General features: G+C 71.6%; 18 protein-coding genes. 17 read left to right on the plus strand and 1 reads right to left on the minus strand.

The genetic code is table 11. The annotated features are described in order from the left end of the window. Positions 1-21 precede the first annotated feature (21 nt). Complete coding sequence (locus ABJI51_RS10550; protein ID WP_348949606.1) at positions 22-1,080, plus strand: ROK family transcriptional regulator; 1,059 nt, start codon at positions 22-24, stop codon at positions 1,078-1,080. Between the two features lie 48 nt (positions 1,081-1,128). Then, complete coding sequence (locus tag ABJI51_RS10555) at positions 1,129-2,679, plus strand: glycosyltransferase family 87 protein (protein WP_348949608.1); 1,551 nt, start codon at positions 1,129-1,131, stop codon at positions 2,677-2,679. Between the two features lie 28 nt (positions 2,680-2,707). Here the strand turns inward: ABJI51_RS10555 and ABJI51_RS10560 are convergent, their stop codons facing one another. Beyond that, on the minus strand, positions 2,708-3,481 hold the full coding sequence (locus ABJI51_RS10560) for a deoxyribonuclease IV (protein WP_348949610.1): 774 nt from the start codon (positions 3,479-3,481) through the stop codon (positions 2,708-2,710). A gap of 114 nt (positions 3,482-3,595) precedes the next feature. Between ABJI51_RS10560 and ABJI51_RS10565 the strand changes: the two genes are divergently transcribed. The 15 genes from ABJI51_RS10565 (at position 3,596) to ABJI51_RS10635 (ending at position 14,716) form a co-directional block, all read left to right on the plus strand. Further along, on the plus strand, positions 3,596-4,399 hold the full coding sequence (locus tag ABJI51_RS10565; protein WP_348949612.1) for a hypothetical protein: 804 nt from the start codon (positions 3,596-3,598) through the stop codon (positions 4,397-4,399). Positions 4,400-4,500: 101 nt separating this feature from the next. Next, on the plus strand, positions 4,501-5,406 hold the full coding sequence (locus tag ABJI51_RS10570; protein ID WP_348949614.1) for a hypothetical protein: 906 nt from the start codon (positions 4,501-4,503) through the stop codon (positions 5,404-5,406). A gap of 80 nt (positions 5,407-5,486) precedes the next feature. After that, positions 5,487-6,380, plus strand: a complete 894-nt coding sequence (locus tag ABJI51_RS10575; RefSeq protein ID WP_348949615.1) for a hypothetical protein — start codon at positions 5,487-5,489, stop codon at positions 6,378-6,380. A 117-nt stretch (positions 6,381-6,497) separates the two neighbouring features. Next, entirely contained in the window at positions 6,498-6,821 is a 324-nt protein-coding gene (rpsF, locus tag ABJI51_RS10580) for a 30S ribosomal protein S6 (protein ID WP_177328751.1), read from the plus strand. 17 nt (positions 6,822-6,838) lie between these two features. Beyond that, positions 6,839-7,345, plus strand: coding sequence for a single-stranded DNA-binding protein (locus ABJI51_RS10585; RefSeq protein ID WP_072475379.1), 507 nt, complete (start codon positions 6,839-6,841; stop codon positions 7,343-7,345). 52 nt (positions 7,346-7,397) lie between these two features. Continuing rightward, complete coding sequence (gene rpsR / locus ABJI51_RS10590) at positions 7,398-7,646, plus strand: 30S ribosomal protein S18 (RefSeq protein ID WP_003098744.1); 249 nt, start codon at positions 7,398-7,400, stop codon at positions 7,644-7,646. A 14-nt stretch (positions 7,647-7,660) separates the two neighbouring features. Continuing rightward, complete coding sequence (rplI, locus tag ABJI51_RS10595; protein ID WP_348949616.1) at positions 7,661-8,119, plus strand: 50S ribosomal protein L9; 459 nt, start codon at positions 7,661-7,663, stop codon at positions 8,117-8,119. A 135-nt stretch (positions 8,120-8,254) separates the two neighbouring features. Continuing rightward, positions 8,255-8,623, plus strand: a complete 369-nt coding sequence (locus ABJI51_RS10600; protein ID WP_348949618.1) for a hypothetical protein — start codon at positions 8,255-8,257, stop codon at positions 8,621-8,623. A 5-nt stretch (positions 8,624-8,628) separates the two neighbouring features. Next, entirely contained in the window at positions 8,629-9,237 is a 609-nt protein-coding gene (locus ABJI51_RS10605) for a DUF3558 domain-containing protein (RefSeq protein ID WP_348949619.1), read from the plus strand. A 37-nt stretch (positions 9,238-9,274) separates the two neighbouring features. Next, complete coding sequence (locus tag ABJI51_RS10610; RefSeq protein ID WP_348949620.1) at positions 9,275-10,639, plus strand: hypothetical protein; 1,365 nt, start codon at positions 9,275-9,277, stop codon at positions 10,637-10,639. A 16-nt stretch (positions 10,640-10,655) separates the two neighbouring features. Continuing rightward, positions 10,656-11,453, plus strand: a complete 798-nt coding sequence (locus tag ABJI51_RS10615) for an ESX secretion-associated protein EspG (RefSeq protein ID WP_348949621.1) — start codon at positions 10,656-10,658, stop codon at positions 11,451-11,453. A gap of 78 nt (positions 11,454-11,531) precedes the next feature. Then, positions 11,532-11,900, plus strand: coding sequence for a hypothetical protein (locus ABJI51_RS10620; protein ID WP_348949622.1), 369 nt, complete (start codon positions 11,532-11,534; stop codon positions 11,898-11,900). Further along, positions 11,897-12,499, plus strand: coding sequence for a DUF3558 domain-containing protein (locus ABJI51_RS10625; protein ID WP_348949624.1), 603 nt, complete (start codon positions 11,897-11,899; stop codon positions 12,497-12,499). The genes ABJI51_RS10620 and ABJI51_RS10625 overlap by 4 nt, the downstream gene beginning before the upstream one ends. Position 12,500: 1 nt before the next feature. Further along, on the plus strand, positions 12,501-13,835 hold the full coding sequence (locus tag ABJI51_RS10630) for a hypothetical protein (RefSeq protein WP_348949626.1): 1,335 nt from the start codon (positions 12,501-12,503) through the stop codon (positions 13,833-13,835). A gap of 92 nt (positions 13,836-13,927) precedes the next feature. Beyond that, positions 13,928-14,716: an ESX secretion-associated protein EspG gene (locus ABJI51_RS10635; RefSeq protein ID WP_348949628.1), complete on the plus strand. Its 789-nt coding sequence runs from the start codon at positions 13,928-13,930 to the stop codon at positions 14,714-14,716. The last annotated feature ends 439 nt before the right edge of the window (positions 14,717-15,155 follow it).

The raw sequence follows: 15,155 nt of genomic DNA on the forward strand, positions 1-15,155 counted from the left end.
CACCCATGCGAAGATCGGGGGATGGCGGAAACCGGGGTGAACCTGCGGAACGTGCGGGAGCACAACCGTGCCCTGCTGCTCACGCACATCCTGCGCGCGGGCGGCCTCAGCCGGGTCGAGCTGGCCGAACGCACCGGGCTGACCCAGCAGGCGGTGTCCAAGATCGTCCCCGAGCTGCTCGACGCCGGCCTGCTCGACGAACAGCGGCAGCCCGCCGGGACGGTGGGCAAGCCACGCACCCGGCTGACCATCCGCGCCGGCGCCCGGCACGCCCTCGGCGCCCGCCTCGACCGCGACGAATACAACGTGCTGCGCACCAACCTGGCCGGCGAGATCGAGGAGACGGCGGGCGGCCCGCTGCCGGTCGGCTTCACGCCCGAGCAGGCCGTCGAGGCCATCGGCGCCACCGCGCTCGAACTGGCCGACGGCTTCGACGTCCTCGGCCTCGGGCTCGGCGCGGTCGGCCCGCTCGACCACCACGCCGGACTGGTCCGCGACGCGACGAACATGCCCGGCTGGCACGACGTCCCGCTGCGGGAGCTGCTCGAGAAGCGCACCGGGCTGGCCGTGACGCTCGACAAGAACACCAACGCCGCCGCGTTCGCGCAGCTCTGGCCGCACGGCGAGCCGACGGCGACCGCGGTGGTGCTGGTCGGCACCGGCATCGGCGTCGGGCTGCTGATCGACGGGCGGCTCTACCGCGGCCCGCGGACCAACGCGGGTGAGTTCGGGCACACCACGATCGCCTTCGACGGCCCGCGCTGCGCCTGCGGGCGGCGCGGCTGCGTCGAGATCATGGCCAAGCGGGCCCCGGACACCCGCGCGGCCGCCGGCTTCCTCGGCGTCGGCCTCGCCGACCTCGTGCAGGTGCTCGACCTGGAGCGGATCGTGCTGGCCGGACGCGCGGTCCGGGACGAGCCGGGCATCCACCGCGAAGCCGTCTCGGCCCGGCTGGCGGAGCTGCTGCCGCTGCCGCACTGGCAGCGCATCGAGGTCGTCGAGGACACCGGCGGCGAGGAGATCGTCACCCGCGGCGCCGCCGCCGAGGTCCTGGCCTCGTACTACGCGAACCCGGCATGATCGTCGGCTTCACCGCCGCCCACCCCGATCACCGCTACGATCCGCCTCGTGCCAGAGGAGACCACGCCGGAGCCGGATCCCGGCCCGGTGACGCTGACCCGGGCGGACCGGGTCGTCCCGAGCTGGACCGAGCCACTCGCGGCGGCGGTCACCAGACCCCTCGGCGGCCCGCTCGGCGAGCACGCGGCGGTCGGCAGGCACTGGTTCTGGTCGCCCCAGCGCGTCGGGCTGCTGCTGGCCACCCTCGCGCTGATGCTGTGCTGGTTCGGCAAGGGCTCCTGCATCCAGCAGTACCAGGACTCCAGCGGCGCCACCCAGCTCGACTGGCGCGCGGGCCGCCCGTTCGTGGCCATGTGCTACTCCGACATCGTGCCGCTCTACGGGTCCGAGCGGCTCGACCGGCCGGGCACCTTCCCGTACTACACGTCGTGGAAGGAAAGCTCCCAGACGGCCGAGAACAACACCCGGTACATGGAGTACCCGGTGCTCACCGGCCTCTTCCAGTGGGCGAACGCGAAGCTCGCGGCAGGCTGGTACAACCTCGCCGAAGCGGGCTGGCTGCCCGGCGCGCTGCCGGTGGCCATCTACTTCAACCTGACCGCGTTCTTCCTGTCGGTCGCGTGGCTGGTCACCGTCTGGGCGACCGGCCGGACGACGAGACGCCGTCCGTGGGACATGGTCCTGGTGGCGGCCTCGCCGCTGGTGCTGGTGCACGCGTTCACCAACTTCGACGCGATCGCGACCGCGTTCACCGCGACCGGCCTGCTGGCCTGGTCCCGCAAGCGGCCGCTGCTGGCCGGGCTCCTGCTCGGCCTCGGCGCGGCGGCGAAGCTGTACCCGCTGTTCCTGCTCGGCGTGCTGTTCGTGCTGTGCCTGCGTGCGGGCAAGCTGACGCCGTTCTGGAAGACCGCGGCGGCCACGGTCGTGACGTGGGTGGCGGTGAACGCGCCGTTCATCCTCACCGCGACCCGCGGCTGGTGGGAGTTCTTCCGGATGAGCACCCTGCGGCCGATGGACCCGGACTCGCTGTACAACGTCGTCGCCTACGCCACCGGCTGGACCGGCTTCGACGGCGTGCTGCAGAAGAACCAGAACCCGGCGTACCTGAACCTCGTGGTGGCGGTGCTGTTCCTCGGCTGCTGCGCGGCGATCGCCTACGTCGCGCTCGCCGCACCCCGCCGTCCGCGCGTCGGCCAGCTGGCGTTCCTGGTCGTGGCGGCGTTCCTGCTGACGAACAAGGTGTGGAGCCCGCAGTACTCGCTGTGGCTCGTGCCGCTGGCGGCGCTGGCCATCCCGCGCTGGCGGCTGCTGCTCGGCTGGATGCTGATCGACGCGCTGGTCTGGGTGCCGCGGATGTTCTACTACCTCGGCGTCGACCACAAGGGCCTGCCGGAGGGCTGGTTCCTCGGCACGGTGGTGGTCCGCGACCTGGCTGTGGCGGGACTGTGCGTGCTGGTGGTCCGCGAGATCTACCGCCCGGCCACGGACCTGGTCCGCAGGGCGGGCGACGACGACCCCGCGGGCGGCTTCCTCGACGGCGCCCGTGACGTGATCGTCCCGGACGCCGTCCGGCGCCGCCGCAAGGCCGTCGCCGTCTGAACGCGGCCGCTTCGGCGTCCTGAACGACTCAGCCGAGCTTCTCCCGCAGGTAGGCGATGTCGGCCGCCTGGCCGTCGGCCGGGGTCTCGACCACCACCGGGGCACCCGCCGTGCGGGCCACCTCGACCAGGACGTCCGGGTCGATCGTGCCGTCGCCCTCGACGACGTTGGCGTGGCGGTCGCGGGTCGAGCCGAACTCGTCGCGGGAGTTGTTGAGGTGGACCAGGTCGATCCGGCCGGTGATGGCGCGGACCTTTTCCACCGCCGTCGCCAGGTCCCAGCCCGCGGCGAACGCGTGGCAGGTGTCGAGGCAGAACCCGGCGCCGAACTCGCCGACCTTGTCCCACAGCCGGGCGATCACGTCGAGGTCGCGGGTCATCGCGTTCTCGCCGCCCGCGGTGTTCTCGATCAGGATCGGGACCTTGAAGCCGCCCTTCTCCTGCTCGCGTTCGAACAGCTTGCGCCAGTTGTCCAGGCCGGCCTCGACGTCGTCGTTCGCGCCGACGTGCCCGCCGTGCACGATCAGGCCCTTCGCGCCGATCGCCGCGGCGCCGTCCGCGTGCTGGGTGACGTTCTTGCGGGACGGGATGCGGATCCGGTTGTTCAGCGAAGCCACGTTGATGAGGTACGGCGAATGGATGAACACCTCGACCGGGTCGGCCAGGATCGCCTCGCCGTGCGGATGCGGCTTCGGGGCCTTCCAGCCCTGCGGGTCGGAGAGGAAGAACTGGACGACATCGGCTTTGCGCTCGGCGACCGCGGTCAACGGGTCGTCGTCGCGAACATGGGCGCCAATCAGCATGCCGAGCACGCTACTCCCGGGCGAACTCCGGGCAGCCGGTCCGGTTGGTGACGCTCGTGGAGTACCGTGAGCGCGTTCCGTGATCCAGATTGGTCCGACTGCCGGAGGGCATCGATGGGGAAGCACGTCGCCCGGATCACCGCACTGGGGTTCAGTTTCGCCGCCGCGGCCGCACTGGCGGCGCCGGGCGTGGCGAGCGCCGACCCCAGCCCGACCCTCGGCGGGAGCTGCCAGGCCACGCTGCAGAACGGCGACGCCCGCGCGGGGTCGCCGGGTCTGGTCCTCGACGCCGGTGCCCCGCTGAACGCCCCGAACCGGCTGACCGTCGGGCTCGACTCGAGTGCGCGGAACACCAACGGCACGGCCCCGCTGCTGACGCTGCCGCTGGGCGACACCGTGAAGGCGCTCGGCATCGGCGAGGTGCCGGCGGTCGGCGACCTGGCCGCGAAGGGCGTCTGCCCGGCCGCGCAGGGTGTCGTGAACACGGTTGGCGACGTGACGCAGGGCGTGACCGGCGAGCTGCCTCCGCTGCCCCTGCCGCCGGGCCCGGGACCGGGCCCGAAGCCGCCCCAGCCGGTGCCGCCCGCGCCGGTGCCGCCGGGCCAGAACCCGCCGCCGGGGTCGAGCACCGGCCCGGTGGTCACCGGCCAGGGCAACGCGGGCCTGCCGGGCGACGCCATCTCCGGCATCTTCACCAACGCCGTGCTGCTGCCGGGCAACCTGGTGCAGGCACCGGTGATCGCCCAGATCATCCCCGGCCAGCAGGTTCCCACGGTCGACACGCAGAAGTCCGGCACGGCGGAGGCGCTGCCCGGCGTCACGCCCCCGGCGAAGCTGCCCATGCTGCTGGCGGTGCTGGCACTGGCGATCGTCGCGGCGGCGCTCGTGCGGGCGTGGATCCGCCGCAAGCCCGCCTGAGTTCCACTCGAATGCCCGACAGACTTGAGCGAGCGGGCGTTACTCGCCTGCTTTAACGTCGTTGTCCTGGGCAGAGGCCAACGAGACCAGGGGCGGCAACCATGCAGGATCGGACACGGAGGGCCACGGCAGTCGGAGCAACGGCGGTCGTGCTCGCCGGCTCGGCCGTCCTCGGCCTGCCCGGGACGGCATCGGCCGAGACGAAGACCGTGCCCTGCGGCAGCACCGTGACCGCCAAGCCCGGCGACCACATCCAGGGCTCGCTGCTCGGCCTGCCGCTGCCCGTCGACCTGGGCGTCGTCGGCCAGGCGACCACCGTCCTCACCGCCACCGTCGGCGGCCTGCTCAACCAGGTCTGCAAGGTCACCGTGAACGTGGTGAACACCGTGGTGTCGCCGGTGCCCGTGGTGGGCGCGCCGGTGGCGAGCGCGATCAACCAGGGCGCCGACAGCCTCAACACGGCGGCCACCGGCGGCCTCAACACGCTCAACGGCGGGGGCGGCAAGCAGCAGTCCCCGCAGCCCGGCACCGGTGGCAGCCAGCAGAAACCGCCGGCCACCGGTGGTACCGGGGGAGCGCCGCAGGGTGGCACCCCGGCGGGGCAGTCCCCGATCCCGGAGGCCAACAGCCCGCTGCTGCCGGGGTTCTCCGGGACCCCGATGTTCGGCGGCTTCCCGTTCAGCGTCGGCACGGGGTACGCGCCGATGCGCGACTACAGCGGCATCCCGTTCGCCATGGCCGGGCTGTTCACGCCGTCGCCTGCCATCCGGTACGGCAGCCAGATCCCGGGTTACGCGCCGCAGTACGGCCTCACCGGCCCGGACGGGAACGCCACGGACAACTCGGGTGTCCAGACCGCGGGCCGCGCGGAGGCGCTACCGTCCGCGTCCGACGGATTCACGAACGGGTCGAATCTGCCGCTGCTGATTGCGGTTCTGGCACTCTCCGGAGTCAGCGCGGGGCTGGTCCGGACCTGGGTGCTCCGCCGAATGGCCGCTGCAAATTGAGCCGACTGCCGAGTATCTTTCGCGGGTCTCCCTCGTTCATCCTGGTGTCCAGGACGACGTCCCGATAACCCACGGAGGAAGTGCGCGTGCGGAAACTCCCCACCTGGCAGACGACCCGCCGAGCACTCACCGTTTCCGCGGTTGCCGCTTTCGTGGCAGGCGGCGCGTTCCTGTCCGCAGGCACCGCCTCCGCCGCGACGACCCTCGTAAGCAACAGCTGCACCGGCACGGTCACCGGTCAGATGGGCGACCGGGTCGCGATCGACGGAGCTTCGGTGAAGACCCTCGTCACCAACGGCGCCAACAACGCAGGCACCCTCGCGGTCGGGACCTGGGCCGGTGACTCGATCGCAAAGATCCACTCCATCCCGGTGGGACAGGTGCCGAATGCAGCAGCCGGCGAAGCGAGCGGCGCCGCGATCGGGAAAGCTGTCCGCACCGCGCTGGCCAATTCCGGCACCTGGGGTCTCGGTTTCAACTGGGACAAGACGCTGGACAGTGTGGAGAGCACGGTCGCGAAAGGCTGCGGCCTCACGTTGCTCGCCAGCAACTACGTGGCTCCCAGTACCCCGACCCAGCCGAGCACGGGCGCTCCGCAGGGCCGCGCCGACACCGCACCCGGCGGCGCCTCGGGCAACCTCTCGAACCTGAACCCGGGCAACGCGGCGGGCACGGGCACCGCGCCGATGCGCGACTACAGCGGCATCCCGACGGCGACCGCGGGCACCGCCGTCGCGCCGGGCGTGCGGTACCCGGCGAACGGCACCCTCCCCGGTGACGCCGCCGCGCCGCAGGCGGCACAGGGCGACCAGAGCGGCCAGGGCGCCGACGTCCGTGACGCGGGCAACGCGCAGTCGCTGGCCTCGAACGGCGGGCCGGGCGACGTCCAGCTGCCGATGCTGCTCGCCGTGATCGTGCTCGCCGGCGTGACCGCGGGCCTGGTCCGCACCTGGGTCCTGCGCCGGGCGAGCTGACCGCCACCCAGAAGACCCCGCTGTCGGGTCCTGTCGGTGCCCCCAGGTAGCCTTACCTGGACAAACCCTCCTGCCACGGACAGCCCGTGGCCGCGAGCCCATAGGAGGTGAGTGGTTGTGTCACGCCATTACGAGGTAATGGTCATCCTGGACCCCACGCTCGACGAGCGCACGGTCGCCCCCACGCTGGACAACTTCCTCAACGTGATCCGCACTTCGGGCGGTTCCGTGGAGAAGGTCGACGTCTGGGGCCGCCGCCGCCTTTCGTACGAGATCAAGAAGCACGCCGAGGGCATCTACGCCCTGCTGGACCTGAACTCCTCCGCGGACGCGGTCAAGGAGCTCGACCGCCAGCTTTCGCTGCAGGAGACCGTGCTCCGCACCAAGGTCATGCGCCGCGAGGTCAAGCGCGCCGCGGCCAAGCCCGCCGCCAAGGCCTGAGCCCGAGGGGAATCCCGATGGCTGGAGACACCGTCATCACGGTGGTCGGCAACCTGACGTCCGACCCGGAGCTGCGCTTCACCCCGTCCGGTGCGGCGGTCGCGAACTTCACCGTCGCGTCCACCCCGCGCACCCTCGACCGGCAGTCCGGCGAGTGGAAGGACGGCGAGGCGCTGTTCCTGCGCTGCAACATCTGGCGCCAGGCGGCGGAGAACGTCGCCGAGTCCCTGACCCGCGGCGCCCGCGTCGTCGTCCAGGGCCGCCTGAAGCAGCGGTCGTTCGAGACCAAGGAAGGCGAGAAGCGGACCGTCGTCGAGCTCGAGGTCGACGAGATCGGTCCCTCGCTGCGCTACGCCACGGCCAAGGTCAACAAGGTCAGCCGCGGTGGCGGCGGTGACTTCGGTGGCGGCGGTGGCGGTGGCAGCCGCGGAGGCGGCGGCGGCATGCCCGCCGACGACCCGTGGGGTTCGGCCCCGCCCGCCGGTGGCGGCGGTGGCGGCTTCAGCGACGAGCCCCCCTTCTGATCTCGCGCGCGAGCGCACACATCTGCAAGATTTGACTTTCCAGGAGTAACCAGTGGCCAAGCCACCCATCCGCAAGCCCAAGAAGAAGGTCTGCGTGTTCTGCAAGGCCGAGAAGAAGGGCCGCCCGGAACTGATCGACTACAAGGACACCAACCTGCTGCGGAAGTACATCTCCGACCGCGGCAAGATCCGGGCCCGTCGCGTCACCGGCAACTGCAGCCAGCACCAGCGTGACATCGCCATCGCGGTCAAGAACTCCCGCGAAATGGCGCTGCTGCCCTACACCTCGACCGCGCGCTAAGGGAGGGCACGGACATGGCGAAGATCATCCTCACCACCGACGTGGCCAACCTGGGCGGCCCCGGCGACATCGTCGAGGTCAAGGACGGCTACGCGCGCAACTACCTGCTCCCGCGGGGCTACGCGATCGTGGCCTCCAAGGGCGCGGAGAAGAACGTGCGCACCATCCAGCGGGCGCAGGAGAGCCGTCGCATCCGCGACCTCGACCACGCCAAGGAGATCAAGGCGACGCTGGAGGGCCTCGGCGCCATCCAGCTGACCGGCAAGGCGGCCGAGGGCTCGAAGAAGCTCTTCGGTTCGATCACCGCCGGCGAGATCGTCGAGGCGATCAAGGCGGCCGGTGGCCCGCTGCTCGACAAGCGCGTCATCGAGCTGCGCGAGCACATCAAGACCGTCGGCAAGCACTCGGTCGGCGCCCGGCTGCACCCGGACGTGAAGGTCGACGTGCGGCTCGAGGTCAAGGCCGCGCAGTAAGGCCCGGCCAGGCTCCTCACCAGGCGGGGCACCCCACGAACGGGGTGCCCCGCCTGTGTGCTTGACGGGGCAGGCCGGGAAGCGGCTGCGTTAAGATCCGAGGTGTCAGCGGGACGCAGCGAAGGGGGGTCTCTGATGAGCGAAGTGCCACCACCCGCGCCGATCCAGGTCGGCAGCGGCGGCACTCCCGGCGGCTACCGGTTCGAGCCGGGCCAGGTCGACGCGGTGATCAACCAGTGGAAGGACCTGCGCCGGGAGCTGACCAACGACATCAAGAACGCGCAGGCGATCGCCTGGGTCAAGCCGCCGGGGCAGGAGTTCGCCAGCGGCGACTTCGTCAACACCGGTGCCAAGCTGTCCGGCAACACCCTGCTCGAGCAGCACCAGAAGATGGCTCAGTACGTCGACAACTACATCAGGGCGCTCGAAGAGGCCAGCGGCAAGATCAAGGCAGGCGAGCAGCAGGCCACCGACGCGGTCAAGAGCCAGGGAAAAGGATTCTAGTGCCCGTGTTCCGCACCGTCCGGCTCGCCGCGGCCGCCGTCGCCGCGCTCACCCTGCTCACCGCGTGCAGCAGCCCGAAAACCGGGACCGGCTCGGCCGACACCACCAGTCCCACCACCGGCACCACGGCAAGCCAGGGCCAGGGCGGCGACGCGCCGAAGGTCCCTGCGCCGCTGCCGGTCGACGGCCTGCTCTCGGCGCCCTGCAGTGCGCTCTCGCCTGCCCAGCAGGACGACATCGGCATGGTCAAGCCCGGCGAGGTCACCAAGGGCCCGGCCGGCCCGGACTGCACGTGGGCCTCGGTCAGCACGGACGCCAACACCGTGTCGGTGAGCCCGTTCCCCACCAACAAGAACGGCCTGAGCGACATCTACGCGGGCAAGGAGCGCGGCGCCTACTTCGAGCCGCTGACGATCGCCGGGTACCCGGCGGTCTCCACGAACGTCTCCGACCTGCGGTCCCAGGGCAACTGCCCGATCTGGGTCGGCGTGACCGACCAGCTCGCGGTCGTCGTCACCGCCCAGATCCTCCGTGGCGAGAACAAGACCCAGCCGTGCACCGTGGCCCAGAAGGTCGCGGAAGCGATGATCCAGCATCTCAAGGGCGCGGCGTGAGCCGCGCTGCCGAGCGCCTCGGGAGGGATGGCACCTCATGGGGAACGACGCCAACACCGTCGGCAAGGAGCTGAAGTACGCCGCCGCCGGCGCCGGGATCGGGGCGGCGGTCGGGTCGGTCGTGCCCGGGGTGGGCACGGCGGTCGGTGCCGGGGTCGGGGCCGTCGCGGGGAGCCTGGTCGGCCTGTTCAGCGGCGGGCCGGACGCCCAGCACGCGGAGGCGAACCTCGGCGGCCGCTCGATCGACGCGCGCGCCATCTGGGAGCAGATCAGCCCGGGCAACACCCAGTCGCTCGACGAGGGCTCCGCGGCCGCCAAGGCCCTGCAGGAGGTGCACGCCGAGCGCTCGCGCCAGATCGACGCGCTCAACAAGACGATGGACGCCGCCTGGCAGGGCAACGCCGCGTCGGCCGCACAGGCCGGCGCCCACCCGCTGGGGATCTGGCTCGACTCGTCGGCGAACAACCTGCAGCGCAGCCACACCTACCTCACCAACCAGGCGGACTCGTTCCACACCGTCAAGGGCAAGGTGCAGGAGATCGCGAAGGAACCGCCGTCCGCGGGGTTCATGGACGGGATCAACCCGTTCAGCGACAAGGACGACGAGATCAACCGGTACAACGAGCAGGGCAAGACGAACGTCGCCGCGTTCACCGCCTACTACCAGGCGAGCGTGCAGAACGCCGCCGGCATGCCGCAGTACCAGGCCTGGCAGGGCAACAACATCTCCGACCCGGGCGGTGGCGGCAACTTCGGCAACGGCGGCGGGAACTTCGGCGGCGGCGGTGGCGGCTCCTTCGGCGGCGGCGGTGGGGGTGGCGGCTCGTTCACCCCGCCCCAGATCGGCACCCCGAAGTTCGACACCCCGCCGCGCGTGACGCCGCCACCGGTCACGCCGCCGCACGTCACCCCGACTCCGGTCCCCACCCCGCCGGGTGGGCACTACCAGCCACCGGAAATCCCCGGGCCGGGCCGGTTCGGCGACGGCACGAACGCGGCCGGGTACCTCGACCCCAGCACGAGCAGCTTCGGCCCGCCCGGCGGTGGCTTCGGCCCCGCGGGTGGTGGCGGCGGCTTCGGCCCCGGCGGCGGCGGCGTTGACGCCGGTGCCGGAACGGCCGGGTTCGGCGCCGGGTTCGGCCCGGGCAGCGGCGCGCTCTCCGGCGCGGCCGAGGCCGGGGCCGGCGGCGCGGCCGGGACGCGGGGTGCGGGCGGCATGGCTGCCGGCCGTCCCGGGGCGACCGGTGCCGGCGGGATGGGCGGCATGGGGCCGCACGGCGCCGGCAAGGGCGGCAAGGGCGCCGAGGACGAGGAGCACAGCAGCAAGTACCTCGTCGCCGAGGACCCGAACGAGCTCTTCGGCACCGACGTGCTGACCGCGCCGCCCGTCATCGGCGAATGACCCGAAGGACCGACCCGTGCTCGACCAGCCCACGAAGTTCACCATCCCGACGCTGCTGAACCTGATCAAGCGCCGGGGCGGCGAAGCGCACCAGACGTTCGCCGAGACGCCGACGTTCTACGACGAGACGGCCGAGCGCCTGCTCGACAAGCAGGTCAACGACGTGCTGACCGAGGCGGGCCTGCTGGGGCCGCGGGGCATGGACCGCGACCTGCTCGCCGTGCTCGAGTCGCTCTCGCATCCGCAACTGGAGTACTACGGCTGGTTCGACGGCGAGTTCGAGGACGGCAGCCCGGCGAAGTTCTCCGCGTTGTCCGGCAGCGGCAGCGGTGGGGGCTTCGCGCTCATCCGGGTCAGCGGTGACGACACCGTGGTGCTGCAGCGGCAGCGGTCCGACCAGGTGCTGCCGACGTTCCTCGACATGATCCCGGCCGGCCGCCCGGCGTCCGGCCAGCCGCTGGTCACCAGCAAGAGCGAGTACGAGAGCGGCCGCGCGGCCACGGCCGAGGACGACCGGCAGTCCATCATGCAGAAGGCGCCAGGGCGCCACGAGCAGCTCTCGCCGCTCAAGGAGATCCAGCGGATCATGGGCCTGCCGAGGACCGGGGCGGGCACGCTGTACGTGGCAGGCCGCCGGGGTCCCGGCACCCGGCGGCAGCGCTGCCCGCGGCCGCTCAACTTCGTCGACACCGCCGAGGGCCGCTGGCTCATGGAGGAACGCCCCGGCCGCGGCGACTCGCTCGTCGTGTTCACCCCCGGCACGCCGCAGGCGATCGGCGAGCGGCTGCGCAACGCCCAGAGCGCGCTCACCTGACCACCCTTTTCGGGGAACCCCGGACGCCCGCGCCCCGTCCGAGGAGAATGGGCGAGGACGTGAAGGGGATGGAATCGCATGGCTAACGAGGTCAGCATGTCCGCGCCCGCCAACGGCGGGCCAGGGGGCGGCGGCGGCTTCACCTTCGACGCCGACAAGATCGACGGCGTCATCAAGAAGTGGCAGGACCTGCAGGCCGACCTGAAGCGCGACTACGACGACGCCAACCTGATGGCGAACGTCAAGGCGCCCGGCAAGGAGTTCGCCAGCGGCGACTGGGAGAAGCTCGCGAACCCCTCCGGCAAGGCGTTCCTGGAACAGAACCGCAAGATGCAGGAATACGTCAAGAACTACATCGACGCGCTGACCGCCGCGAAGCAGCGGATCACCACCAAGGAGTCGGACACCCACGCCGACCTCTCGCAGACGGGGAACCAGGCCACGTGAACCGACGACTCCTCGCCGTCCCGGCACTGGCCTGCGCGGTGCTCGCCGTCGCGGGCTGCACCAGCCGGACCCACGGCACGGCCAACCCGGCGCTCGCCACGGGCACGACGGGCAGCGAGACCACCACCCGGTCCACCGCCGACACGGCGCCGCACGTGCCGCACCCGCTCAACGTCACGGCGATCACCTCGGACGCCTGCGCGACGCTCGACGCGACCGGGCGCTCGTCGCTCGGCCTCGGCGAGGGCGAGCCGCGGACCACCGGCAACGGTCCCAGCTGCACCTTCCAGGAGACCGCCGACCCGGGCAACCAGATCGACGTGACCACGGTGACGGCGAACAAGAACGGCCTGCAGGACGTCTACGACACCAGGGCCAACGACGCCTACTGGGGCGAGACGCAGAGCTACGGCTATCCCGGGGTCTACGCCGCCGCGGTGGACGACCGCAAGAACGGCAAGTGCGGCCTCTTCGTCGCGGTGACCGACCAGCTGGTGGTCAACATCCTGGTCCAGTACGACCACGGTGACGGCGCGTCGGACCCGTGCTCGGTGGCGGCGAAGTTCGGCGAGATCATGGTCCGGACCCTGGGAGCCTGAGATGCTGGAACTGGTGCTGCTGGGCGGGTTCGCCGCGTACAACCTGGCGACGACGCACTCGGACGACCACACGTCCGTGCAGGGCGACCGCAAGATCGACTGCTACGACATCTGGGAGAAGATCACCCACGGTCCCGGCCCCGGCTCGATCGCGAGCGGGCAGTCGGCGGCGAGCCGGCTCCGGGGTGCCTACCAGGAGCGGCTGGCCACCATCGACGCGCTGGCGAAGGAGATGGACGCGGCCTGGACCGGCGGCGGCGCGGAGGCGGCGCAGAAGGCGGGCGCGCACCCGCTGCGGGTGTGGATGGAGGACTCCGGCACGAAGCTCACCGAGTCCGACAAGTACCTCGGCGAGCAGCACAACGCCTTCACCACGGTGCACGCCCAGGTGCAGGAGGTGCCGAAGGACCCGCCGAAGAACAACCTGCTCAACGCGCTCAAGCCGTGGACGACCGACACCGACCGGGCGATCCGCGACTACAACGCCAAGGGCCAGGCCAACGTCGACGCCTTCAACACCTACTACAAGGCGAGCAACGACAACGGCCAGAAGATGCCGACGTACTCCGCGCTGCAGGGGCAGCAGGAGAACGTCACCGTCGACGGCGGCGGCAAGGACGGCCGCCGCAAGCCCGGCGACGACGGCCGCACCGGCAGCCAGGACCCGAACGGCTCCGGGTCGGTGCCCGGTGGCGTGAACATGCCGGGTCCGGGCGGCGTGCCGCACTTCGGCGGCCAGCCGAACACGCCCGGCGGCAGCTTCGACCCTGGCAAGATCCCCGGCTTCGACCCGTCGAAGCCGCCGAACTTCGATCCGGGCCGGATCCCGGGCGGCAACTACGACCCGCCGCGGATTCCCGGGCCGGGCCCCTACACTCCGCCGAACTTCGACGGCACCCATTCGTCGGGCTACACGCCGCCGAAGCTGCCCGGCGCGGGCGGCGGCTTCGGGCCCGGCGGGGCGGGTGGCATCGGCGATCCGACCGCGGGCTTCGGGCCCGGTGGCTCGGGCGGCATCGGCGACCCGACGGCCGGTTTCGGGCCGGGTGGCGTGGGCTTCGGGCCTGGTGGTTCGTCCGGCGTGGCCGTCCCCGACGGCGCTGCGGGCGCGGGCCGGGGCGGCCCTGGTGCCGGCGGTGCGATGGGTGCGGGCGGTGCCATGGGCGCGGGCCGCGGCGGCGCCGCCGGGATGGGCGGCATGGGCCCGATGGGGCACGGCGCCAAGGGCCAGGGCGGCGGCGACGAAGAACGGACGTCGAAGTACCTGCTCGGGGACGACCCGAACGAGATCTTCGGGACCGACGAGCTGACCGCGCCGCCGGTCATCGGCGAATAAACCTCGCAGGCTTCCGGGCGCGTGCCAAGATGGGCGCGCCCGGCGTCCGGGTTCACGATTTCACTGGGTTCGATCTTCATGGGGGAAGAGCGGTGCTGGACAAGCAGGTCACCATCACGACCGGCACCCTGATCAACCTGATCCGGCGGCGGGGCGGCGAGCCGCACACGGTGCTGGCCGAGCGGCCTGCCTGGTACAGCGACGAGGCCCAGCGCGCCGAGGACGAGCGGGCCAACGCCGAGCTGGCCAAGGCCGGGCTGTTCGGCCCGCGCGGCATGCACGCCGGGTTCGTCGCGACGGTCGAGGCGATCGCCCGGCCGCAGCTGGAGTACTACGGCTGGATCGACGGCGGGTTCCAGGGCAAGCCGGTGAGCTACCGGCTGCTGGCGGGCAGTGCCGGCGGTGAGGCGTTCGTGCTGGCCAAGCACGAGGAGCTGGACGTCGTCGTGCTGGAGTCGTCGCGGCCCGGGGAGCTGCTCGACGACTTCCTCGGCCAGATCCCGAAGCTGGCGCCCGGCCGCGGGACGCCGCTGGCGGTGCCGAAGAGCCGGCTCGAAGGGACGTCGAGCCACGACGACGGCGAGGTCGCCGTGCTCCGCGGCGGCCGCCCGGCCGAGGGGTCGCAGGAGGTGGAGGAACTCCGCCGGATCCTCGCGTTGCGCCGGATGGGGAGTGGCAGCCTGTACGTCGCCGCCCGCAGCCGCACCGGCGCGTGGCACCGGATCGAACGCCCGGTGAACTACATCGATACCTCCGAAGGCCGCTGGCTGACCGAGGAGATTCCCGGGCGCGGGGAGAACCGGATCGCCTTCACCCCGGCCGACCAGCGCGTTCTCGCTGAGCGGTTACGCAGCGCACAGGGCCGGCTCACCGCCGCCTGACCCGGCCACCGTTCAGCCCACCGGGTTACGGCTCTACGCTCCGTGATTTTCATCCACAGGTGGCGCGACCCAATGGGCCACGGCTGGTCCACGACACGCCGAAGAACGGACTTCGCGCGACACGCCGGACGAGTTTCACGGGAGTTCTCCACATCTTGTACACAGTGTTTGACCTGCGGCTTTACCGAAGCCGATCACGCTTGTCCCCAACTTGTCCACAGCTCTCGGGGAACCTGTGACTGGATACCCCCATTCATCCCCAGGTTGTCCACAGATGGGTCCCCACCCTGATTTGGCATCGGCCTTCCGGGGGATCTAGCGTGCCCGCTCGGGCCTGTACTCACGGTGGCGCTCCGCGTGTCCTGCGACGGCCGGCCGGCGTGGTCGCCGATCATCGGGAGGCGGGCACGGGGACGGGAGCACGGGCGCCGGCCGCGTG

It is taken from the genome of Amycolatopsis melonis, assembly GCF_040064235.1.
In the GTDB taxonomy this organism is placed as follows: domain Bacteria; phylum Actinomycetota; class Actinomycetes; order Mycobacteriales; family Pseudonocardiaceae; genus Amycolatopsis; species Amycolatopsis melonis.

Excerpts from the sequence above, each read along its gene's own strand:
- ABJI51_RS10550 (WP_348949606.1), top strand. The coding sequence starts at position 22 with ATGGCGGAAACCGGGGTGAACCTGCGGAACGTGCGGGAGCACAACCGT.
- ABJI51_RS10560 (WP_348949610.1), bottom strand. The coding sequence starts at position 3,481 with ATGCTGATTGGCGCCCATGTTCGCGACGACGACCCGTTGACCGCGGTC.
- ABJI51_RS10565 (WP_348949612.1), top strand. The coding sequence starts at position 3,596 with ATGGGGAAGCACGTCGCCCGGATCACCGCACTGGGGTTCAGTTTCGCC.
- ABJI51_RS10570 (WP_348949614.1), top strand. The coding sequence starts at position 4,501 with ATGCAGGATCGGACACGGAGGGCCACGGCAGTCGGAGCAACGGCGGTC.
- ABJI51_RS10585 (WP_072475379.1), top strand. The coding sequence starts at position 6,839 with ATGGCTGGAGACACCGTCATCACGGTGGTCGGCAACCTGACGTCCGAC.
- rplI (WP_348949616.1), top strand. The coding sequence starts at position 7,661 with ATGGCGAAGATCATCCTCACCACCGACGTGGCCAACCTGGGCGGCCCC.
- ABJI51_RS10600 (WP_348949618.1), top strand. The coding sequence starts at position 8,255 with ATGAGCGAAGTGCCACCACCCGCGCCGATCCAGGTCGGCAGCGGCGGC.
- ABJI51_RS10610 (WP_348949620.1), top strand. The coding sequence starts at position 9,275 with ATGGGGAACGACGCCAACACCGTCGGCAAGGAGCTGAAGTACGCCGCC.
- ABJI51_RS10620 (WP_348949622.1), top strand. The coding sequence starts at position 11,532 with ATGGCTAACGAGGTCAGCATGTCCGCGCCCGCCAACGGCGGGCCAGGG.
- ABJI51_RS10630 (WP_348949626.1), top strand. The coding sequence starts at position 12,501 with ATGCTGGAACTGGTGCTGCTGGGCGGGTTCGCCGCGTACAACCTGGCG.